This is a genomic window from Pseudomonas sp. LBUM1671 (genome assembly GCF_059695685.1).
This window is the reverse complement of sequence record NZ_CP166782.1, coordinates 1,893,604-1,913,448: the sequence shown is the minus strand read 5'-3', so window position 1 is coordinate 1,913,448 and position 19,845 is coordinate 1,893,604. Positions and strand designations below refer to the sequence as shown.

Genomic DNA, 19,845 nt, shown 5'->3' with positions numbered 1-19,845 from the left:
TACCCAAGTAGTTCATCCTCGAACCTTATGGGTGCCCGCGAGTCCAACCGGCACCTTTGTGAATGATGGCGTGATGATGCTGCGAGTTCTAGCCTTGAGCCTTACCCTGTTTACCGGCTTTGCCCAGGCCACTGTCCTGCAACGCCCGATCACGTTGGATACCGGCACCGGCGAGCTTTTCGGCTCGCTGTTGCTGCCGAAATCCGAGACCCCGGTGCCGGTTGTCCTGATTATTTCCGGCTCTGGTCCTACGGATCGTGACGGAAATAACCCCGATGGCGGACGCAACGACAGCCTCAAGCGGCTGGCCTGGGTGCTGGCCAAACACAACATCGCTAGCGTGCGTTACGACAAGCGCGGCGTGGCGGCGAGCCTTGCGGCGACGCCGGACGAGCGCAATCTGTCGGTGGAAGCCTATGTGGCCGATGCCGAGGCCTGGGGCCGCAAGCTCAAGACCGATCCGCGCTTTGGCCAGCTGATTTTGCTGGGCCACAGCGAAGGCGCCTTGATTGCCAGCCTCGCGGCACCGAGCGTCGAAGCCGCAGCGGTCATCTCCATGTCCGGCAGCGCCCGGCCGATCGATGAGGTGTTGCGTCAGCAATTGAGCAATCGCCTGCCACCGCCGCTGATGCTGCGCAGCAATGAACTGCTCGACAGCCTCAAGGCCGGCAAAACCGACGACAACGTGCCACCGCAGTTGCAGGTGATCTTCCGCCCGAGTGTGCAGCCGTATCTGATTTCGTTGTTCCGTCAGGATCCGGCGGCAGCGTTCGGCAAGTTGAAGATGCCGGCGCTGATCATTCAGGGCAGCAACGACATCCAGGTCGGCGTCGGTGACGCCCGAATGCTAAAGGCGGCAAAACCGGACGCCGAACTGGCGCTGATCGAAGGCATGAACCACGTCATGCGCATCGTGCCCAACGACGTGAAACGGCAAATGGCCTCTTACAAGGATCCACAATTGCCCCTGGCCGCCGAACTTGGTGCACGAATCCTCGGGTTTATTGACGGACTTCGCGCCAGTTAAGAGGCTTTTGCCCTCCAGTCCTGAAAAAAACGGCCGATAAGCCTTTGTCGCCAGCGCTATGACTGGCGACAAGCAGAGCTTGGACAGGATCTCGCCGTTATGACTGATACCCAGACTTCACCCGACACGACCGCTGAAAAAGACGCACCGCCAGCGGTCGAGCTGCCGTGGGCGGACGTCCACGTCGAGCACCACAAGATGCTCCGTCTGGCGCCGCTGCAGACCGACCGCAACACCGGTGGGCGGCCGCTGCGCTTTGTCGAGTTCGGTTACGCCGACCGCAACAGCAAGGACTACAGCCTGATGCGCATGAGCATCAAGCTGCCTGGCCAGCGCGTGCGCAAAGAGCAGAACCACTTGGACGTGTGGGTCAATCACACCACCAAACGTGTGCATTTCGAGCCCGATAGCGGCTTGCAGATTGAACCGATCAACCGTGGCATCGGCCGGTTCATGGCCGCCCAAGGGATCACCTGGGCGAAAAAGCGTTGGCCCGGCTACACGGTCGACGGCACCGATCTGAACAATAAAGATGCGTTGAACGAAGACACCCGCCTGCGCCGCGATCACTTTCTGAAGGCGCATGGGTTTGAGGTGGTCTACGCCGACGCCCAGCATTTGAAAGGCAGCGTCAAAGAAGTAAAGGTCGAAGACCTTGTGGGTGACTGGAACAGCGAAAAGCTGCAACTGGTGGAAATCCTTGAAGCCGCGCAGATGCTTCAGCAGGCCGAGCAGAATCTGGCCGAGCAGGAAGTGAAGCTGAAGAAACACGAAGAAAAGGTCAGCAAGTACAAGCGTGAAGACGCCGGGCTGCGCTTTACCATTACGTGTCTGGTGGCGTTTGCGGTGTTTCAGGCGGGGTTGTTGATCTGGATTGCTACGCACCGCTGATTGCTTTTGGTGGCGAGGGGATTTATCCCCGTTGGACTGCGTAGCAGTCCCTCTTTTGGGGGCCGCTTCGCAGCCCAACGGGGATAAATCCCCTCGCCACAAAAGCCAATTCAGTCAGACGCGGGAAGCGAACAGGGCCTGATGATCGCGGCACTGCTCTGCGCTCAACATGAACACACCATGCCCGCCGCGTTCGAAATCGAGCCAGGCGAAGTCGACTTCCGGGTACAACGCCTCGACGTGAACCTGGCTGTTGCCCACTTCAACAATCAGCAAGCCCTTCTCGGTCAAATGATCTGCCGCCTCGGCGAGCATCCGTCGCACCAGGTTCAAACCATCATCACCGCAGGCCAGGCCTAGCTCGGGTTCGTGCTGATATTCGTCCGGCATGTCGGCGAAATCTTCCGCATCGACGTAGGGCGGGTTCGACACGATCAGGTCGAAACGCTGACCCGGCAAGCCATCAAACCCGTCACCCTGAACGGTGTAGACCCGCTCATCAACGCCGTGACGCTCAATGTTCTGGTTGGCCACTTCTAGCGCTTCGAACGACAGATCGGCCAGCACCACTTCGGCGTTCTGGAATTCGTAGGCGCAGGCGATGCCGATGCAGCCGGAACCGGTGCACAGGTCCAGAATCCGCGCAGGCTCGGCGCCCAGCCAGGGTTCAAAGCGTTTTTCGATCAGCTCGCCAATCGGTGAACGCGGGATCAGTACGCGCTCGTCGACGATGAACGACATGCCACAAAACCACGCTTCGCCCAGCAGGTAAGCAGTCGGGATGCGCTCTTCGATACGGCGCTTGAGCAGGCGTTGCAGGTTGACCAACTCGTCCTCTTCCAGATTGCAGTCGAGGTAGCTGTCGGCGATTTCCCACGGCAGGTGCAAGGCACCCAACACCAGTTGACGGGCTTCGTCCCAGGCGTTGTCGGTCCCATGGCCGAAAAACAGATCCTCCCCATGGAAGTGGCTGACGGCCCAACGGATATGGTCACGCAGGGTACGAAGGCGGGAAGTGATCACGGGGGTAAACTCCAGAAAAAACGACTGGCGATTCTAACAGCCAAAACGCGCCACGACGACGCGGGAAAACAGCGGATCGGATGTAGGACACATCCATTTTTGCTGTTGGCTACTGAACAAAACCTGCATCTTGACAAGGCTGCACGCCAGCAACGACGGCGTCTACGATAGTAGCGATTCACAGAACCGCTCAGCCAGAGGACAATGTCGCAAAAGCCCCACTCCAAGGAGCCCCAGAATGTCCGTTCCACAAACGATGTTTCAACTCAGCGGTCGCGGTTACCCGGCGGCCAAACTGAGCCAAGCGACCCTCATCATCATCGATGCCCAGAAAGAATACCTCAGCGGCCCGCTGGCCCTGAGCGGCATGGATGCTGCCGTCGCGAACATCAAGCAACTGGTCGCCGCTGCCCGTGCAGCCGGTCGTCCGATCGTGCATGTGCGCCATCTCGGCACTGTCGGCGGGCTGTTCGATCCACAGGGCGAACGCGGTGAGTTCATCCCGGGCCTGGAGCCACAGGCGGACGAAACCATTATCGGCAAACTGCTGCCGAGTGCGTTTCACGGCACCGAATTGCTGGAACGCTTGCAGAACCTGGGTTCCCTGGACCTGATCGTGTGCGGCTTCATGAGCCACTCCAGTGTCAGCACTACCGTGCGTGCAGCAAAGAACCTGGGCTTTCGCTGCACTCTGGTTGAAGACGCCTGCGCGACGCGCGATTTGCCCTACAAAGGTGGTGTACTCACGGCCGAGCACGTTCAACAGACCGAAATGGCGATCATGGCGGACAACTTCGCCACCCTCGCACTGACTCACGAACTGATTTGATCGGCTTCGAAGAGCGGTCAATACCGCCGCTCATCCGCAAAAGCCTCTCATTTGCTGCAATTGACTTAGCCTCAGGAACAACCCGGACAACTCCCGGTCGAAGGGCCGATACCCATTGAGGAAGGTCGGAATGAAGTTATCCGATGGTTTTGATGCACGCCGCTTGCGGCCCAAGGGCCAACGCAACTGGCGTTTTCGATTCGGCGCAGCTTTTGCTGCCTTGCTGGCGACGTGCGGTGTGTTGCTGGCCATGGCCGGTGCCGCCAGTCTGCTGGGCCGTCCCCCGGCCCTGGGCGAGTTGAATGCCAGCCCGCTGGGCTCGGCGATCATTCTGGCGGTTGGCCTGTTCGTGCTTTATATCGGGGTGTGGCTGTGGCGTCGCTGCCGTCGCCGCTCGCGCCAGTCGCGAGAGCTGAACATGTCCCCGCACCTGATGAAAAAACACGATTGAATCAAAGGCCCGGCGCTCAGGCGGGCCTCAATTGTTATGGATAGCGCCTCGACTTGGGTAGACTGGCCGCCCTTCGCGGAGGCTGACATGCAAGACGACGATTTTTCCCTGTTCAAAAGTGCGATCCAAGGCGTCAAGCCGATCAAGCACGATCGCGCCGAAACCGGCAAACCCAAGGCCGACCGTGCGCAAATCGCCAAGCTACGCCAGGCCGCGACCGTTCGCACCGATGCCACCACCGTTGATGGTCTGTCTGACCAGTTCGTGATCGATGTCGGTCCGGAAGACGAACTGATGTGGGCCCGCGACGGTGTTCAGGAAAGCCAGATGCGCAAGCTCAAGATCGGACAGATCCCGTTCGAAGGCAGCCTCGACCTGCATGGCATGAACGTGGAGAAAGCCCGGGAAACCCTCTGGGCATTCCTGGCCGAAGCGACCAAATTCGAAATCCGCTGCGTGCGTGTCACCCACGGCAAAGCCGTGCGTCTGGACGGCAAGCGGCCGATGATCAAAAGCCACGTCAACACCTGGTTGCGTCAGCATTCACAGGTGCTCGGCTTCACCTCGTGCCAACCGAAACATGGCGGTGCCGGCGCGGTTTATGTGATGCTCAAACGGACCATGATGGAGGGTCGTGACGAGTAAAGCTGTCGCTTCACGCTTGCAGCGCCGTGCCCTATGGCAATTTTCTTTAAAACGACTCGACTGGCTTATTTGCCTGCTGATCCAGCTTTTTTTGGTCAAGCTTTGGAAAGGAAAACTTTAAAATCAAATAAGCATCTTTACCTACGCTATTGACGATTAGATCTACGGTCCTCACATTGTCAGGGGCCAATAATAATAATCGACGAAAGTTTTTAGCATATCCAATCGAAACTCTATTATCTATGAAAGTATAAGCAACATGACCCGCCCCCAAGGCCATACTTTCATAATTAGAAACTCCGATTTTTACATCCTCGGCTTTTGTCAATCTGCTCGCCAGATAAAGTATATCGATAGTAGATTCCCCATTGCTAATCACTGCCATGCCAAAGCTCTTCCTAACGGCAGCCATGGCGCGCAGGTACAACTCACGATCAAACGGGGAACGTAGCGAAACCATCGAAAGCTTGTCATTTTTGAAAACTAGCGATGCTGTGAATTTATTTTCAATAAAAACCAATTCAGTACATTTAGCCGTAGTACCTACCTGCGACGAACAATCATGATAACCGGTAGCCTCAGTATACTTTGAGATAGGTGAGTCATAAGCGTAGTTTTTAAACAGGTTGTCAGTTGCAACTGCATTCTGCGCACTCGAGATAATGGCTACCATGGACAGGGCCAGCGCACAGGTTTTTTTAAACATGGATTCCGTTCCTGGGATAGAGGGCAAGGGATAGCCCAATGCTATCAGCCCTAGATCAGATTTGTCTCTTCAACCCAAGCAGGCCGGTGTGGTCTGCAGATACCTCAGGTCAGCACCGACCGGATTGAAGGTTCACGCCCGCCGGCCATACAACTGCCGACACACTTAAGCTACCATGTGCAGCACGACGGGTATGAAACCCTGCAATCACTGCCTTTAAGCTCGGTCAAAGCGTCAGATGCTGTCGACCTATGCCCTGTGGACCTCCAGCACCGACTGGATGACCTAGGCAAACGAAACAGCTCGATTGATACAAAATTGGTACAGACAGAATAAGTACCCTCCTGAAACCCTTATGGAATCAGCCTCTGTGACACTGGAACAGAATTACACCGCGATTCTCGGCCAATTGGGCGAGGACGTCTCCCGCGAGGGCCTGCTCGACACGCCAAAGCGTGCCGCCAAAGCCATGCAGTACCTTTGCCGCGGCTATGAACAGACACTGGAAGAAGTCACCAACGGTGCCTTGTTCAGCTCCGACAACAGCGAAATGGTGCTGGTCAAGGACATCGAGCTCTACTCGTTGTGCGAACACCACCTGCTGCCGTTTATCGGCAAGGCGCACGTTGCGTACATCCCGAGCGGCAAAGTGTTGGGCCTGTCGAAAGTCGCGCGGATCGTCGATATGTACGCTCGCCGCCTGCAGATCCAGGAAAACCTCAGCCGCCAGATCGCCGATGCGGTCCAGCAAGTCACCGGCGCCTTGGGCGTTGCGGTGGTGATCGAGGCCAAGCACATGTGCATGATGATGCGCGGTGTGGAGAAACAGAACTCGTCGATGATCACGTCGGTGATGCTGGGTGAGTTCCGCGAAAACGCGGCGACCCGCAGCGAGTTTCTCAGCCTGATCAAGTAATTTGTTACACGAAGAAAACCGGCATTCATCGCCGGTTTTTTTTCGCCCGAGAAAAATCAGGTAAGCTGCGCGCCTTCCGTTCGCCCTGTGAGGCTTATTCCGTGTTCGTAAAAGCGCTTCGTGTCGGCCTTGGCCAACTGATCATCTTCATCGACTTCATCACCCGTCCAGGCAAAAAGCAGCGCCCTGCCGCCGCTCAGGCCCAGGTCGAAACGGCCGCCAAGGACCTGACGTTGTATCAGTTCCACGCCTGCCCGTTCTGCGTGAAAACCCGCCGCACGCTGCGTCGCCTGAATGTGCCGGTGGCATTGCGCGATGCGAAGAACAGCGAACAGGATCGCCAGACCCTGCTTGAGCAAGGTGGAAAGATCAAGGTGCCGTGCCTGCGCATTGAAGAGAATGGGCAGACCACCTGGATGTATGAGTCCAAGGCGATTATTGATTATCTGGATAAGCGGTTCGCAGCGGCCTGATGGTTTTGTGGTGATTTGACTGACGCCATCGCGGGCAAGCCCGCTCCCACAGTGATCTGTGGTGCACACAAAACCTGTGGGAGCGGGCTTGCCCGCGATGAGGCCCGCACCAACACTGCAAATCCCGAACAGAAAAAACCGGCCGATCGCCGGTTTTTTTTCGCCCGCACACCGGCGAGACGGCTCGCGAAAGCCTCCCTCCCAGCGATATATCCCTATTGCCAAACTTTTCGTCTACAAAACCAAAAACATTATTTGCTTTATTTGTATACAAAAGCATAATCCACTTCGTGCGAGTTTCTGACCAGCCGGTCAACAAATTCGCAAGTGCCTCAAAGGGCCGCTGCCACCCTCATGGGTCCGGCCCTGGAAATAAAAATAAAACTCTTGAGGAGTATTCGCTGTGGAAAGCCGCAAATCCGAAGCCCCGACGTTGGAACTCTCGCCGCCGTTACGCAATGGCTGGCTGGAGCGCATCTTCAAACTCAGCTTGCATGGCACCACGGTGAAGACCGAGCTGATTGCCGGTCTGACAACCTTCATCACCATGGCCTACATCATCTTCGTCAACCCCAACATCATGGCCGACGCCGGGATCGATCACGGTGCCGCGTTCGTCGCGACCTGCATCGCTGCTGCCCTGGGTTGCCTGTTGATGGGCCTTTACGCCAACTGGCCGGTCGGCCTCGCGCCTGGCATGGGTTTGAACGCGTTCTTCACCTACACCGTGGTCGGCACCATGGGCTACAACTGGGAAACCGCCCTTGGCGCGGTGTTTGTTTCCGGTGTGTTGTTCATGTTCCTGACCTTTTCGCGGATTCGCGAATGGCTACTCAACAGCATTCCTGTGAGCTTGCGTTATGCCATGGGCGCCGGCGTAGGTCTGTTCCTGGGGTTGATCGGCCTGAAAACCGCCGGCATCGTCGTCGATAGCCCGGCCACCCTGATCAAACTCGGCTCTCTGCGCGAACCCGGCCCGCTGCTGGCCGCCATCTGCTTCCTGATGATCGCCGTGCTCAGCTACCACAAAGTGTTCGGTGCAATCCTCATCAGCATCATCACCGTGACCCTCGCGGGCTGGGGCCTGGGCCTCGTCCACTACGAAGGCATCATGTCTGCCCCGCCGAGCCTGGCGCCGACCTGGATGGCCATGAATGTTGCCGGCGTATTCAACGTCAGCATGATCAGCGTGGTGCTGGCCTTCCTGTTCGTGCACATGTTCGACACCGCTGGCACCCTGATGGGCGTCGCCCAGCGCGCCAACCTGGTGAACGCTGACGGCCGCATCGAAAACCTCTCCCGCGCCATGAAAGCCGACAGTGCGTCCAGCGTGTTTGGTGCGGTGGTGGGTGTTCCTCCCGTCACCAGCTACGTGGAAAGTGCCGCGGGTGTAGCGGCGGGTGGTCGGACTGGTCTTACCGCCGTGACCGTAGGTGTGCTATTTATTGCGGCAATGTTTTTCGCACCGCTGGCTGGCATGATTCCCGCTTACGCCACCGCCGGTGCGCTGATTTATGTGGCGATGCTGATGATGGGCGGTATGGCGCACATTGAGTGGGACGAAGCGACCGACAGCATTCCGGCGATCGTCACCGCGATCATGATGCCGCTGACCTTCTCGGTCGCCGACGGCATCGCGCTGGGTTTTATCACGTACGTGGTGCTGAAGGCTTTCACCGGTAAGCACAAGGAAATCTCCGTCAGTCTGTGGGTGCTGTGCGCGATCTTCATCGCCAAGTTCATTTTCTTGTAAGCCGTCCACGTTTCAAAAACAGTGTTTCAAAACAGCCTCACCCCGGCGGGTGGGGCTTTTGCACAAATGGAGGAAAGTGATGAGTCTGGAAACCTGGCTGCTGTTCAGCGCCGCTGCGCTGGTGGTGATCCTGATCCCGGGGCCCCTGTCTTTGCTGATGATCAGCAACAGTCTGAATTACGGTTTGCGCCGTTCTTACCCGGCGTTTCTGGGCGGCGTGTTTGCTTCGATCTGCCTGTTAAGCGCTTCCGCACTTGGCTTGGGTGCGTTGCTGCTGGCATCGGAACAGCTGTTCAGCGCGCTGAAAATCGTCGGCGCCCTGTACCTGTTCTACCTCGCCTGGCAGAGCTGGCAGCAATCGCGGCTGCCCTCCGTCGGCGCTGAAGTGCCCCAGGCTGCGCCAGTGCCACGCTTTCGCGCACTGTTCGGGCGCGCGTTTGTGCTGGGTGCGAGCAATCCGAAAGACATTCTGTTCTTCGCCGCTTTCCTTCCGCAGTTCCTCAGTGCCGGGCAACCGTTCCTGCCGCAATTGCTGGTGATGATTGCAACGTGGACCGTACTGGATTTGCTGTGCAAGTTGGCTTACGGGCTGGGAGCCCACGGCGCGGCGCGGTACTTGCGCAGTGGCAAGGGGCAGAGTTGGTTTAATCGGGTGAGTGCGGGGTTGTTCAGTGGTGCCGGTGCGGCTTCGTTGTTGAGCCGCTAAAGTCTAAAGCATCGCTAGCAGGCTAGCTCCCACATTGGATTTGCGGCGTTCGCAAGCCTCCTGTGGGAGCTAGCCTGCTAGCGATTACGCCTGCACGGACGCCACGTTTCACCAGGCAAAAAAAAGCCCGCAGTGTGAGCGGGCGAAAGACCAAAGAAGCTATATGCGCAGTCGCTTCCAGGTTGAGGCAGCTGCTTGGGGGATCAGCTGCCGCGGTACGTGGAATAGCTGTACGGCGAAATCAGCAACGGCACATGGTAGTGATCCTGTTCCGCAGAGATGCCAAACCGCAGCACCACCACATCCAGAAACGCCGGCTCCGGCAGCTGAACGCCGCGGGCGCGGTAGTAATCGCCCGCATGAAACTGAACCTGATAGACCCCGGAACGGTAGTCATCGCCTTGCAGCAACGGAGCATCGACACGGCCGTCGCTGTTGGTGATCGCGCTGGCGACCAATTCCAGCTGCGAGCCTTCAACGCGGTACAACTCGACCTTGATCGAGCTGCCCGGGCAACCGTGTGCAGCGTCCAAAACGTGTGTAGTCAAACGTCCCATTGATTCTGCGCGCCTGCTGCATGGAGCAGTCAGACCTCGCGCCTCCCGAAGTCAGTTGAAAAGGAGACCGCACCGATTCGGAGCACGAAACGCTGCGGCGAGCGATTGATTAAGACACTTTTCATAAAAATTGTACACAATAAAAACGACATTTTTAGCGCTACCCTCGCCATTCATGGAAATACGGAAAATCTAACGCCAAACCATACGTTCAAAGGATCTTCCCTCCATAAGCTGACCATTCAGGCAGGTTTCTTGCAACAACATGAACAAATGACAGCTCATCAAAAATGCAAAAAATCAGGCTTACAAAGTGAACATAAAGTTGTATACAATCAGCCCATCGCTGTGACGCCAGCCTGACTTCCCATCTGCAGGCACGCCACACAACCTGTCAACGAATAAGAAGGAAGACTGCAGTGAGCGCTGACTACCCACGCGACCTGATCGGTTACGGCAGTAACCCTCCTCACCCACACTGGCCGGGCAATGCCCGCATAGCCCTGTCGTTCGTGCTCAATTACGAAGAAGGCGGCGAGCGCAACATCCTGCACGGCGATAAAGAATCCGAAGCCTTCCTGTCGGAGATGGTCTCGGCGCAGCCGCTGCAGGGCGAGCGCAACATGAGCATGGAATCGCTTTACGAGTATGGCAGCCGAGCCGGCGTCTGGCGGATTCTGAAACTGTTCAAGGAATTCGACATTCCGCTGACCATCTTCGCCGTGGCCATGGCCGCCCAGCGTCACCCGGATGTGATCCGCGCGATGGTCGAGGCCGGCCACGAAATCTGCAGCCACGGTTATCGCTGGATCGACTACCAGTACATGGACGAAGCGCAGGAACGCGAGCACATGCTCGAAGCGATCCGCATCCTCACCGAAATCACCGGCGAGCGCCCACTGGGCTGGTACACCGGCCGCACCGGCCCGAACACCCGTCGCCTGGTGATGGAAGAAGGCGGTTTCCTCTACGACTGCGACACCTACGACGACGACCTGCCCTACTGGGAACCGAACAACCCGACCGGCAAGCCGCACCTGGTGATCCCGTACACGCTGGACACCAACGACATGCGCTTCACCCAGGTCCAGGGTTTCAACAAGGGCGACGACTTCTTTGAATACCTCAAAGACGCCTTCGACGTGCTGTATGCCGAAGGCGCCGATGCACCGAAAATGCTGTCGATCGGCCTGCACTGCCGACTGATCGGCCGTCCGGCGCGTCTGGCCTCGCTCAAACGCTTTATCGAATACGCTAAAAGTCATGAACAGGTGTGGTTTAGCCGTCGCGTCGACATCGCTCGCCACTGGCACGAAACCCACCCGTACCAAGAGGCTGCCAAATGAGCACCTTTCAAACGCTGAAACCCTCGACCCTGGCCCGCGACGCGTTTGTCGCCGCTTTCGCCGACATCTACGAACATTCGCCATGGGTGGCCGAGAAGGCCTTCGATTTGGGCCAGGACGCCTCGATCGACGAGATCGAAACCCTGCACCAACGCATGAGCGACATCCTGTTGAGCGCCGATCACGAAAGCCAACTGGCCCTGATCAACGCTCACCCGGACCTGGCCGGCAAAGCCGCCGTCCAGGGCCAACTGACCGAAGCCAGCACCAATGAACAGGCTGGCGCCGGTATTCACCAATGCACGGCCGAAGAGTTTTCTCGCTTCACCGAGCTGAACGACGCCTACAAGGCCAAGTTCAAGTTTCCCTTCATCATGGCGGTAAAAGGCAGCAACCGGCATCAGATCCTCGCGGCGTTCGAAACGCGCATTCACAACTCGGCAGACACCGAATTCAAATGCGCGCTGGCGGAGATCAACAAGATCGCCTTGTTCCGTTTACTGACCCTATAGCGAGCCTGGCCCGAGAAACCTCATGAACGCTTGCGTTTCCCAGGGCCCTGCAAGCATCCCAAGCCAACTTATTAAAGGCAGACAAGAAGAATGAAAGCTTACGCCGTACCTTTCGAGAAGTTCGTCAACCTGGCCGACGCCCGTCTGGGCACCAAAATCATCTCGGTCACCGATGACTGGTTCGCTGATGCCAACCGCCTGTTCCAGCCGACTCCGGCTGTGTGGAAAGAAGGCGTGTTCGATGACAACGGCAAGTGGATGGACGGCTGGGAGTCGCGCCGCAAGCGCTTCGAAGGCTACGACAGCGCGGTGATCCGCCTGGGCGTACCGGGTTCGATCAAAGGCGTGGACATCGACACTTCATTCTTCACCGGCAACTTCCCGCCATCGGCGTCCCTGGAGGCCTGCTTCCTGGCTTCGGGTGAGCCGGACGACAACACCCAGTGGACTGAAGTGCTGTCGGCCGTCGAGCTGCAAGGCAACAGCCATCACTACCACGAAATCAGCAACGACCAGGCGTTCAGCCATCTGCGCTTCAACATCTATCCGGATGGTGGCGTGGCCCGTCTGCGTGTGTACGGCATTCCGTTCCGCGACTGGTCCGCTGTCGGCGACAACGAGCAGGTTGACCTGGCTGCAGCCCTCAACGGTGGCCGCGCCCTCGCCTGCTCCGACGAACACTTCGGCCGCATGAGCAACATCCTCAACCCGGGCCGTGGCATCAACATGGGCGACGGCTGGGAAACCGCACGTCGTCGTACGCCGGGCAATGACTGGGTCATCGTCGCGCTGGGTCATGCCGGCGAGATCGAGAAAGTCATCGTCGACACCCTGCACTTCAAAGGCAACTACCCGGACACGTGCTCGATCCAGGGCGCGTTCGTGAAGGGCGGAACTGACAGCCAGATCGAAACCCAGTCGCTGTTCTGGCGCGAACTGCTGCCGGCGCAGAAACTGGAAATGCACGCCGAACACACCTTCGCCGAGCAGATCAAGGCGCTGGGTCCTATCACCCACATCCGCCTGAACGTGTTCCCGGATGGTGGTGTTAGCCGCCTACGGGTATTGGGCAAGGTCGCTAAATAAGCGCTGAACCCAATCGCCAGCAGGCTGGCTCCCACAGGGGAATGCATTCCAAATGTGGGAGCTAGCCTGCTAGCGATAGCAATAGAACAAACAACACAGAACTCAAGGTAAGAAGACCAGCATGCGCACACTGACGATTGAACCGCTGACCAAAGAAGCCTTCGCCCCTTTCGGTGACGTGATCGAAACCGACGGCAGCGATCACTTCATGATCAACAACGGTTCGACCATGCGCTTCCATAAACTGGCGACGGTGCAAACCGCCACGCCAGAGGACAACGCGATCATCAGCATCTTCCGCGCCGACGCGCAGGACATGCCGCTGACCGTCTGCATGCTGGAGCGTCACCCGCTGGGCAGCCAGGCTTTCATTCCGCTGCTCGGCAACCCCTTTCTGATCGTGGTCGCGCCACTTGGCGATGAACCTGTATCAGGCTTGGTCCGCGCCTTCGTCACCAACGGCAGGCAGGGCATTAATTACCATCGCGGCGTTTGGCACCATCCGGTGCTGACGATCGAAAAGCGGGATGACTTCCTGGTGGTTGATCGCAGTGGCACAGGCAATAACTGCGATGAGCATTTTTTCAAAGAGGATGAGCGTTTGATCCTTGCCCCCCACCAATAAGAGAAGGTCTGATCACTCGACAACAGAGTGACAGGCGAGAGGTAAAGACTGTGGAAGCACATCTGTTGGAATGGCTGAACCTGAGCGTGCGCTGGGTTCACATGATTACTGGCGTGGCCTGGATCGGTGCGTCGTTCTATTTCGTCTGGCTGGAAAACAACCTCAATCGGGTCAACCCGAAAAGCGGTCTGGCCGGCGATCTGTGGGCGATCCATGGCGGCGGTATCTACCACCTGGAAAAATACAAACTGGCCCCACCGACCATGCCGGACAACCTGCACTGGTTCAAATGGGAAGCCTACTTCACCTGGCTGTCGGGGATCGCGCTGCTGTGCGTGGTGTTCTACTCCAATCCGACGCTGTACCTGCTGGCACCCGGCAGCAGCCTGACCGGCCCTGAAGGGGTCGCACTGGGCATTGCTTCGTTGTTCGTCGGCTGGTTCGTCTACTCCTTCCTCTGCGACTCGGCCCTGGGCAAACGCCCTGCCCTGCTTGGTTTCATCCTGTTCGTGCTGATCATCGGCGCTGCTTACGGCTTCAGCAAGGTGTTCAGCGGTCGTGGTGCGTACCTGCACGTCGGCGCGATCATCGGCACCATCATGGTCGGCAACGTGTTCCGCATCATCATGCCGGCGCAGCGCGCCCTGGTGGCGGCGATTGCCGAGAACCGCACGCCCGATCCGGCGCTGCCGGCCAAAGGCTTGCTGCGTTCGCGTCACAACAACTACTTCACCTTGCCAGTGCTGTTCATCATGATCAGCAACCACTTCCCGAGCACCTACGGCAGCCAATACAACTGGCTGATCCTGGCCGGGATCGCGGTGCTGGCGGTGTTGGTGCGTCACTACTTCAACACCCGTCACGACAGCCACAAGTTCGCCTGGACCTTGCCTGTCGCGGCTGTTGGCATGATCTGCCTGGCCTACGTGACTGGCCCGGCGCAAATGCCGAGCGCACCTGAAGTGGCCAAGGCTCCTGGCACCATCGAGTACCAGCCGCTGCCGGAAACCGCCGTCGGTGGTGGTGCCAAACCTGCCGCTGCGAAACCTGCTGAAGCACCGGTCCAGGCGTCAAACGCCGGCCCGAGTTTCGACAAGGTGCACAGTGTGATCCAGGAACGTTGCTCGGTGTGCCATTCGGCCAAACCGACCAGTCCGCTGTTCAGTGCCGCGCCGGGCGGTGTGATGTTCGACACCCCCGAGCAGATCCGTCAGAACGCCGCGCGGATCCAGGCGCAAGCCGTCACCACCCAGATCATGCCACTGGGCAACATCACCCAGATGACCCAGCAGGAACGTGACCTGATCGGTGCATGGATTGTTCAGGGAGCCCCCACCAACTAATCGTTGAAAAGCTTCGCGGGCAAGCCTCGCTCCTACAGATTTATGTCGTTCACAAATGATGCGACCGACCCAATACCTGTAGGAGCGAGGCTTGCCCGCGAACGGCCGCGCCGCGGTCCCCCTGATGCACAAAATCACAAGAATAAAAAAGATCCGAGGTGTTGCATGTCCGAGCTATCCAAAGCGCGCATCCCCGACGCACCCGCTATTCAGCGATTGCCCCTTTTGCAACTGATCCTGGTCGGCCTGCAACACGTTCTGCTGATGTACGGCGGAGCCATCGCGGTGCCGCTGATCATCGGGCAGGCCGCCGGCCTGAGTCGTGAAGAAATCGCCTTCCTGATCAACGCCGACCTGATGGTCGCCGGCATCGCCACCATCGTACAATCGCTGGGCATCGGCCCGATGGGCATCCGTATGCCGGTGATGATGGGTGCCAGTTTCGCCGCCGTCGGCAGCATGGTCGCCATGGCGGGCATGCCGGGCATCGGCCTGCAAGGGATCTTCGGCGCGACCATCGCCGCCGGTTTCTTCGGCATGATCATCGCCCCGTTCATGTCCAAAGTCGTACGCTTCTTCCCGCCGCTGGTGACCGGCACGGTCATCACCTCGATTGGTTTGTCGCTGTTCCCCGTGGCCGTCAACTGGGCGGGCGGCGGTGCTGGCGCCACTCAATTCGGCTCACCGATTTACCTGGCCATCGCCGCGCTGGTGCTGGCCACCATCCTGCTGGTCCACCGCTTCATGCGCGGGTTCTGGGTCAATATTTCCGTGCTGATCGGCATGTGCCTCGGCTACGTGATTTGCGGGCTGATCGGCATGGTCGACCTCAGCGGCATGGCGGATGCGCCATGGCTGCAGATCGTCACCCCACTGCATTTCGGCATGCCCAAGTTTGAACTCGCACCGATCCTGTCCATGTGCCTGGTGGTGGTGATCATCTTCGTCGAGTCCACCGGGATGTTCCTCGCCCTGGGCAAAATCACCGGCCAGGAAGTCTGCCCACGGATGCTGCGTCGCGGCTTGCTGTGTGATGCCGGCGCCTCGTTCTTCGCCGGTTTCTTCAACACCTTCACTCACTCCTCCTTCGCGCAGAACATCGGCCTGGTGCAGATGACCGGCGTGCGTTGCCGTTCGGTGACCATCGTTGCCGGTGGTTTGCTGGTGCTGCTGAGCCTGCTGCCGAAAGCGGCATTCCTGGTGGCATCGATTCCGCCGGCGGTGCTGGGCGGCGCGGCGATTGCGATGTTCGGCATGGTCGCCGCCACCGGGATCAAGATTCTCCAGGAAGCCGACATCGGTGATCGTCGCAACCAGTTGCTGGTGGCGGTGAGCATCGGCATGGGACTGATCCCGGTGGTGCGTCCGGAGTTCTTCGCGCACTTGCCGTTGTGGATGAGTCCGATCACCCACAGCGGTATTGCGATGGCGACGCTGAGTGCGCTGTCGCTGAACCTGCTGTTCAACATTCTTGGCGGCCGCGAACGTGCGGCGATCAACGACTGCCACGCTCACCCGCACTCACCCACCAGCGCCACAAGCCCCCTGTGGGAGCGAGCCTGCTCGCGATAGCGATATCACATTCAACATCAATGTTGACTGAACCGACGCCATCGCGAGCAGGCTCGCTCCCACAGGTTGGGGCTGCCTGTGCCTCAAACAATAAAAACAAGAGGGAGCAACAGATGATTCGGACACAGAAAAACCTGCTGTTGGGCGGCAGTCTCCTGGCCGCAAGCCAGGCCATGGCCGGCGATTTATTGCTGTGGCAGACCAACAGCCTGAGCTATTTGTACGGCAAGGATTTCGCGGTCAACCCGTCGATCCAGCAGACGATAACCTTTGAGCATGCCGACCGCTGGAAGTACGGCGACAACTTTCTGTTCGTCGACAGCACTTACTACAACGGCGAGAAAGACCGGAACAAAGGCGTTCACGCCTATTACGGCGAGTTCAGTCCGCGCCTCTCCTTCGGCAAAATCCTCGACCGCCGTTTCGAATTCGGCCCGATCAAGGACGTGTTGCTGGCCATGACCTACGAGAATGGCGAAGACGACACCGAGGCCTATCTGATCGGCCCCGGCTTCGACCTCGCGGTGCCAGGTTTCAACTTTTTCACCTTGAACTTCTACTATCGCCAGACCGAAGGCTCGCGCCCTGGCGACGATGTCTGGCAGATCACGCCGGCTTGGTCCTACTCCCTGCCATTGGGCAACTCGAACCTGTTGATCGACGGCTACATCGATTGGGTCGTGGACAACGACCAGAACTCACACGGCACCTACCACGCCAACCTGCACGTCAATCCGCAGATCAAGTACGACCTGGGCAAAGCCCTCGGCTGGCGGGAGAAACAGGTGTACGTCGGCGTCGAGTACAGCTACTGGAAAGACAAGTACGGCATCGAAAACAACGGCAACTTCGACACCAATGAAAACACCACCAGCCTGCTGGTGAAGGTGCACTTTTAAGATGGCCCGCAACCGTGCTCCAAACCTGTCGTCGGTGCGCTGTTGCGGGGCACTTGAGACCTGGCCAAGGAGTCAGTATTCTCCGCGGCCGCCTGAATCCGCTTTAAAAAAAAGCCCGGATTTAATTCCTGACCAGAAAGCCAACTTATCCCGGCTCTGGACGGTTCCAAGGCACTCCAACCCCCCTCTCAATCGACTGCTCTTGAGCAGCCGAGCGGGAGTTTTTTGGTTTTTTGAAAGCCTTGGCGCAGCTCTTGCTAACAGCACTGAAGCTGACCGAATGGATGATTTTTTACCGCTACAGAAAAAGGCGCCACACCAGAGCGTCGACCTTAGAAAAATAACGTGGAACTACTACTTTTTGGGAGCAACCGAATGAAACGTATGTGCACCAGCCTGATGCTCGCGGGATCGCTGCTGGCCGGGGGCCAGGCCATGGCCGGCGACTTGCTGCAATGGCAGGACAACAGCCTGACTTACTTGTATGGCAAGGACTTCCAGGTCAACCCGCGCATTCAGCAGACTGTGACTTTCGAACACGCCGATGGCTGGAAATACGGCGACAACTTCTTCTTCATCGACAAGATCTTCTACAACGGCAAGGAAGACGCCTTCGCCGGTGAGAACACCTACTACGGTGAGTTCAGCCCACGCTTGTCGTTCAACAAGATCTTCGACCAGAAACTCGAATTCGGCCCAGTCAAAGACGTGCTGCTGGCCATGACGTATGAGTTCGGTGAAGACGATACCGAGTCCTACCTGATCGGTCCTGGTTTCGACCTGGCCATTCCAGGTTTCGACTACTTCCAGCTGAACTTCTACAACCGTCACACCGAAGGCGACCGTCCGGGTGATGATATCTGGCAGATCACACCGGTCTGGTCCTACACCATTCCCGTTGGCGATTCGAACATCCTGATCGACGGTTTCATGGACTGGGTGGTCGACAACGACGTCAACAAAAAGGGCGAATATCACGCCAACCTGCACTTCAATCCGCAGGTCAAATACGACCTGGGCAAGGCACTGAACCTGGGCGAAAAGCAGTTGTACGTCGGCGTCGAGTATGACTACTGGAAAAACAAGTACGGCATCGAAGACAGCCAGGGTTTCAAGACTGATCAGAGCGTGACCAGCTTCCTGGTCAAGGTTCACTTCTGATCCGGCGGCGTCTGTAAGGACGCCATCGCTAGCAGGCTAGCTCCCACAGTTGATCTGAATGACACTGAAGATCCACTGTGGGAGCTAGCCTGCTAGCGATAGCAACACCGCAGCTCTCAGGCCGTAGCCACCGGCTCCGACAACCCCAGAAACCGGCACAACTCCTCGCGCTTGGCCAACGCATCCCGCCGCCCCAGATCAATCAATTCGCTGCAATACCCCGCCTCGAACAGCAGATAACTCAGCACCCCCGCCCCACTCGTCTTGGTCGCCCCCGGCCCGCGCAGAAACAGGCGCAACGCCGCCGGCAATTCCTGCCGATGCCGCGCCGCGATTTCATCGATCGGCTGACTCGGCGAAATCACCAGCACCTCGACCGGCGCCACGCCCAGCGCACGGGTCGGCGTGCCATCGGGCAACAAGTGACTGAACTGATTCAGACGCTGCAGCAACTCGATGTCACTTTCCAGGCTGTCAATGAACGTACTGTTGAGCATGTGCCCGCCGATCTGCGCCAGGGTCGGCTGCTGACCGGTGTAGGCGCGTTGCAGTGGCTGCTCCGGGTCGACGCCACGCGGGTTGCCGCTGACGCCCACCACCAGCACCCGGCTGGCGCCCAGGTGCAGGGCCGGGCTGATCGGCGCTGATTGGCGCACCGCGCCGTCGCCGAAATACTCTTCGCCGATTTTCACCGGCGCGAACAACAGCGGAATGGCTGAACTGGCCAGCAAGTGGTCGACGGTCAATTGCGTGGGCACGCCGATCCGCCGATGGCGCAACCAGGCATCGATGGTGCCGCCGCCCTGATAGAACGTGACGGCCTGCCCGGACTCGTAACCGAACGCCGTGACCGCCACCGCCTGCAACTGCTTCTGGGCGATGGCCTCGGCAATGCCGTTCATGTGCAATTTGTCGTTGAGCAACCCGCGCAGCGGCGAACTGTTGAGCAAGGCAACCGGAACCTGAGCACCAATGCCGAGCAAGCTGTGGCTGACGAAGCGGCTGGCCTGATGGATCACGCCCGGCCAGTCGCTGCGTAGAACCAAATGACTGCGAAAGCCTTGCCAGAAAGCGGTCAGGCGCTCAATCGCGCCACGAAAGTCCATCGCCCCACTGGCCAGGCTGACCGCGTTGATCGCCCCGGCCGAGGTGCCGACGATCACCGGGAACGGATTGTCTGCGCCCACCGGCAGTAACTCGGCAATCGCCGCCAGCACGCCCACTTGATACGCCGCCCGAGCCCCGCCGCCGGAAAGAATCAACCCTGTAACCGGTTCAGCAGGACTCATCGCAACACTCCATGGTGCTTAAAGGGATGGGTGAC

The 19,845-nt window shown here is 58.5% G+C and carries 22 protein-coding genes and 1 pseudogene; 19 read left to right on the top strand and 4 right to left on the bottom strand.

Annotated features, from left to right (window positions below; all coding sequences use genetic code 11):
* Positions 1-27: 27 nt before the first annotated feature.
* Positions 28-1,027 (top strand): annotated as a pseudogene (locus ACA060_RS08715) (alpha/beta hydrolase).
* A gap of 99 nt (positions 1,028-1,126) precedes the next feature.
* Complete coding sequence (locus ACA060_RS08710) at positions 1,127-1,918, top strand: hypothetical protein (RefSeq protein ID WP_497316632.1); 792 nt, start codon at positions 1,127-1,129, stop codon at positions 1,916-1,918.
* 114 nt (positions 1,919-2,032) lie between these two features.
* On the opposite strand, the gene prmB is transcribed toward ACA060_RS08710, so the two are convergent.
* Positions 2,033-2,941 carry a 50S ribosomal protein L3 N(5)-glutamine methyltransferase gene (gene prmB / locus ACA060_RS08705; protein WP_497316630.1) on the bottom strand — a complete coding sequence of 303 codons (909 nt, stop codon included), beginning with the start codon at positions 2,939-2,941 and terminating at the stop codon, positions 2,033-2,035.
* A gap of 238 nt (positions 2,942-3,179) precedes the next feature.
* On the opposite strand from prmB, the gene ACA060_RS08700 reads away from it, so the two are divergent.
* The 3 genes from ACA060_RS08700 (at position 3,180) to ACA060_RS08690 (ending at position 4,866) form a co-directional block, all read left to right on the top strand.
* A complete protein-coding gene (locus ACA060_RS08700; protein ID WP_109628751.1) occupies positions 3,180-3,770 on the top strand; it encodes a cysteine hydrolase family protein in 591 nt (196 codons plus the stop codon).
* 130 nt (positions 3,771-3,900) lie between these two features.
* Positions 3,901-4,221 carry a hypothetical protein gene (locus ACA060_RS08695; RefSeq protein ID WP_010456650.1) on the top strand — a complete coding sequence of 107 codons (321 nt, stop codon included), beginning with the start codon at positions 3,901-3,903 and terminating at the stop codon, positions 4,219-4,221.
* Between the two features lie 87 nt (positions 4,222-4,308).
* Positions 4,309-4,866 carry a Smr/MutS family protein gene (locus tag ACA060_RS08690; protein ID WP_007898817.1) on the top strand — a complete coding sequence of 186 codons (558 nt, stop codon included), beginning with the start codon at positions 4,309-4,311 and terminating at the stop codon, positions 4,864-4,866.
* A gap of 46 nt (positions 4,867-4,912) precedes the next feature.
* Here the strand turns inward: ACA060_RS08690 and ACA060_RS08685 are convergent, their stop codons facing one another.
* Entirely contained in the window at positions 4,913-5,572 is a 660-nt protein-coding gene (locus ACA060_RS08685; protein ID WP_497316627.1) for a hypothetical protein, read from the bottom strand.
* Positions 5,573-5,942: 370 nt separating this feature from the next.
* Between ACA060_RS08685 and folE the strand changes: the two genes are divergently transcribed.
* The 4 genes from folE to ACA060_RS08665 all read left to right on the top strand — a co-directional run bounded on the left by folE (position 5,943) and on the right by ACA060_RS08665 (position 9,420).
* Positions 5,943-6,488 (top strand): GTP cyclohydrolase I FolE, encoded by a 546-nt coding sequence (gene folE, locus ACA060_RS08680; RefSeq protein WP_010456659.1) that lies wholly within the window; start codon positions 5,943-5,945, stop codon positions 6,486-6,488.
* Positions 6,489-6,589: 101 nt separating this feature from the next.
* A complete protein-coding gene (locus ACA060_RS08675; RefSeq protein ID WP_497316625.1) occupies positions 6,590-6,961 on the top strand; it encodes a glutathione S-transferase N-terminal domain-containing protein in 372 nt (123 codons plus the stop codon).
* A 403-nt stretch (positions 6,962-7,364) separates the two neighbouring features.
* Positions 7,365-8,714 carry an NCS2 family permease gene (locus tag ACA060_RS08670; protein ID WP_109628747.1) on the top strand — a complete coding sequence of 450 codons (1,350 nt, stop codon included), beginning with the start codon at positions 7,365-7,367 and terminating at the stop codon, positions 8,712-8,714.
* Between the two features lie 79 nt (positions 8,715-8,793).
* Positions 8,794-9,420, top strand: a complete 627-nt coding sequence (locus tag ACA060_RS08665) for a LysE family translocator (RefSeq protein WP_497316623.1) — start codon at positions 8,794-8,796, stop codon at positions 9,418-9,420.
* Between the two features lie 203 nt (positions 9,421-9,623).
* Here the strand turns inward: ACA060_RS08665 and uraH are convergent, their stop codons facing one another.
* Positions 9,624-9,977: a hydroxyisourate hydrolase gene (uraH, locus tag ACA060_RS08660; RefSeq protein WP_010456673.1), complete on the bottom strand. Its 354-nt coding sequence runs from the start codon at positions 9,975-9,977 to the stop codon at positions 9,624-9,626.
* A gap of 105 nt (positions 9,978-10,082) precedes the next feature.
* Between uraH and ACA060_RS08655 the strand changes: the two genes are divergently transcribed.
* The 10 genes from ACA060_RS08655 to ACA060_RS08610 all read left to right on the top strand — a co-directional run bounded on the left by ACA060_RS08655 (position 10,083) and on the right by ACA060_RS08610 (position 18,521).
* A complete protein-coding gene (locus ACA060_RS08655) occupies positions 10,083-10,340 on the top strand; it encodes a hypothetical protein (protein WP_497316622.1) in 258 nt (85 codons plus the stop codon).
* A gap of 56 nt (positions 10,341-10,396) precedes the next feature.
* Entirely contained in the window at positions 10,397-11,323 is a 927-nt protein-coding gene (puuE, locus tag ACA060_RS08650) for an allantoinase PuuE (RefSeq protein WP_109628743.1), read from the top strand.
* The gene (gene uraD / locus ACA060_RS08645; protein WP_497316620.1) at positions 11,320-11,835 is read left to right on the top strand and encodes a 2-oxo-4-hydroxy-4-carboxy-5-ureidoimidazoline decarboxylase; all 516 of its coding nucleotides are present in this window, start codon (positions 11,320-11,322) and stop codon (positions 11,833-11,835) included. Before puuE ends, uraD begins: the two co-directional genes overlap by 4 nt.
* 90 nt (positions 11,836-11,925) lie before the next feature.
* Complete coding sequence (gene alc, locus ACA060_RS08640) at positions 11,926-12,921, top strand: allantoicase (protein WP_059404692.1); 996 nt, start codon at positions 11,926-11,928, stop codon at positions 12,919-12,921.
* 121 nt (positions 12,922-13,042) lie between these two features.
* Positions 13,043-13,546 carry an ureidoglycolate lyase gene (locus tag ACA060_RS08635; protein ID WP_109628737.1) on the top strand — a complete coding sequence of 168 codons (504 nt, stop codon included), beginning with the start codon at positions 13,043-13,045 and terminating at the stop codon, positions 13,544-13,546.
* Positions 13,547-13,596: 50 nt separating this feature from the next.
* Positions 13,597-14,889, top strand: a complete 1,293-nt coding sequence (locus tag ACA060_RS08630) for a urate hydroxylase PuuD (RefSeq protein WP_497316618.1) — start codon at positions 13,597-13,599, stop codon at positions 14,887-14,889.
* A 165-nt stretch (positions 14,890-15,054) separates the two neighbouring features.
* Entirely contained in the window at positions 15,055-16,461 is a 1,407-nt protein-coding gene (locus ACA060_RS08625) for a nucleobase:cation symporter-2 family protein (RefSeq protein WP_497316616.1), read from the top strand.
* Between the two features lie 113 nt (positions 16,462-16,574).
* Complete coding sequence (locus ACA060_RS08620) at positions 16,575-17,360, top strand: outer membrane protein OmpK (protein ID WP_497316614.1); 786 nt, start codon at positions 16,575-16,577, stop codon at positions 17,358-17,360.
* 1 nt (position 17,361) lies between these two features.
* The gene (locus tag ACA060_RS08615) at positions 17,362-17,739 is read left to right on the top strand and encodes a hypothetical protein (protein WP_497316612.1); all 378 of its coding nucleotides are present in this window, start codon (positions 17,362-17,364) and stop codon (positions 17,737-17,739) included.
* Entirely contained in the window at positions 17,736-18,521 is a 786-nt protein-coding gene (locus ACA060_RS08610; RefSeq protein WP_497316610.1) for an outer membrane protein OmpK, read from the top strand. Before ACA060_RS08615 ends, ACA060_RS08610 begins: the two co-directional genes overlap by 4 nt.
* Before the next feature lie 116 nt (positions 18,522-18,637).
* Here the strand turns inward: ACA060_RS08610 and ACA060_RS08605 are convergent, their stop codons facing one another.
* Entirely contained in the window at positions 18,638-19,810 is a 1,173-nt protein-coding gene (locus tag ACA060_RS08605; protein WP_497316608.1) for a patatin-like phospholipase family protein, read from the bottom strand.
* Positions 19,811-19,845: the final 35 nt, after the last annotated feature.

Excerpts from the sequence above, each read along its gene's own strand:
- alc (WP_059404692.1), top strand. The coding sequence starts at position 11,926 with ATGAAAGCTTACGCCGTACCTTTCGAGAAGTTCGTCAACCTGGCCGAC.
- ACA060_RS08620 (WP_497316614.1), top strand. The coding sequence starts at position 16,575 with ATGATTCGGACACAGAAAAACCTGCTGTTGGGCGGCAGTCTCCTGGCC.
- ACA060_RS08610 (WP_497316610.1), top strand. The coding sequence starts at position 17,736 with ATGAAACGTATGTGCACCAGCCTGATGCTCGCGGGATCGCTGCTGGCC.
- ACA060_RS08605 (WP_497316608.1), bottom strand. The coding sequence starts at position 19,810 with ATGAGTCCTGCTGAACCGGTTACAGGGTTGATTCTTTCCGGCGGCGGG.
- ACA060_RS08685 (WP_497316627.1), bottom strand. The coding sequence starts at position 5,572 with ATGTTTAAAAAAACCTGTGCGCTGGCCCTGTCCATGGTAGCCATTATC.
- ACA060_RS08700 (WP_109628751.1), top strand. The coding sequence starts at position 3,180 with ATGTCCGTTCCACAAACGATGTTTCAACTCAGCGGTCGCGGTTACCCG.
- ACA060_RS08710 (WP_497316632.1), top strand. The coding sequence starts at position 1,127 with ATGACTGATACCCAGACTTCACCCGACACGACCGCTGAAAAAGACGCA.
- ACA060_RS08690 (WP_007898817.1), top strand. The coding sequence starts at position 4,309 with ATGCAAGACGACGATTTTTCCCTGTTCAAAAGTGCGATCCAAGGCGTC.
- ACA060_RS08625 (WP_497316616.1), top strand. The coding sequence starts at position 15,055 with ATGTCCGAGCTATCCAAAGCGCGCATCCCCGACGCACCCGCTATTCAG.
- uraD (WP_497316620.1), top strand. The coding sequence starts at position 11,320 with ATGAGCACCTTTCAAACGCTGAAACCCTCGACCCTGGCCCGCGACGCG.
- ACA060_RS08665 (WP_497316623.1), top strand. The coding sequence starts at position 8,794 with ATGAGTCTGGAAACCTGGCTGCTGTTCAGCGCCGCTGCGCTGGTGGTG.
- uraH (WP_010456673.1), bottom strand. The coding sequence starts at position 9,977 with ATGGGACGTTTGACTACACACGTTTTGGACGCTGCACACGGTTGCCCG.
- ACA060_RS08615 (WP_497316612.1), top strand. The coding sequence starts at position 17,362 with ATGGCCCGCAACCGTGCTCCAAACCTGTCGTCGGTGCGCTGTTGCGGG.
- ACA060_RS08695 (WP_010456650.1), top strand. The coding sequence starts at position 3,901 with ATGAAGTTATCCGATGGTTTTGATGCACGCCGCTTGCGGCCCAAGGGC.
- ACA060_RS08635 (WP_109628737.1), top strand. The coding sequence starts at position 13,043 with ATGCGCACACTGACGATTGAACCGCTGACCAAAGAAGCCTTCGCCCCT.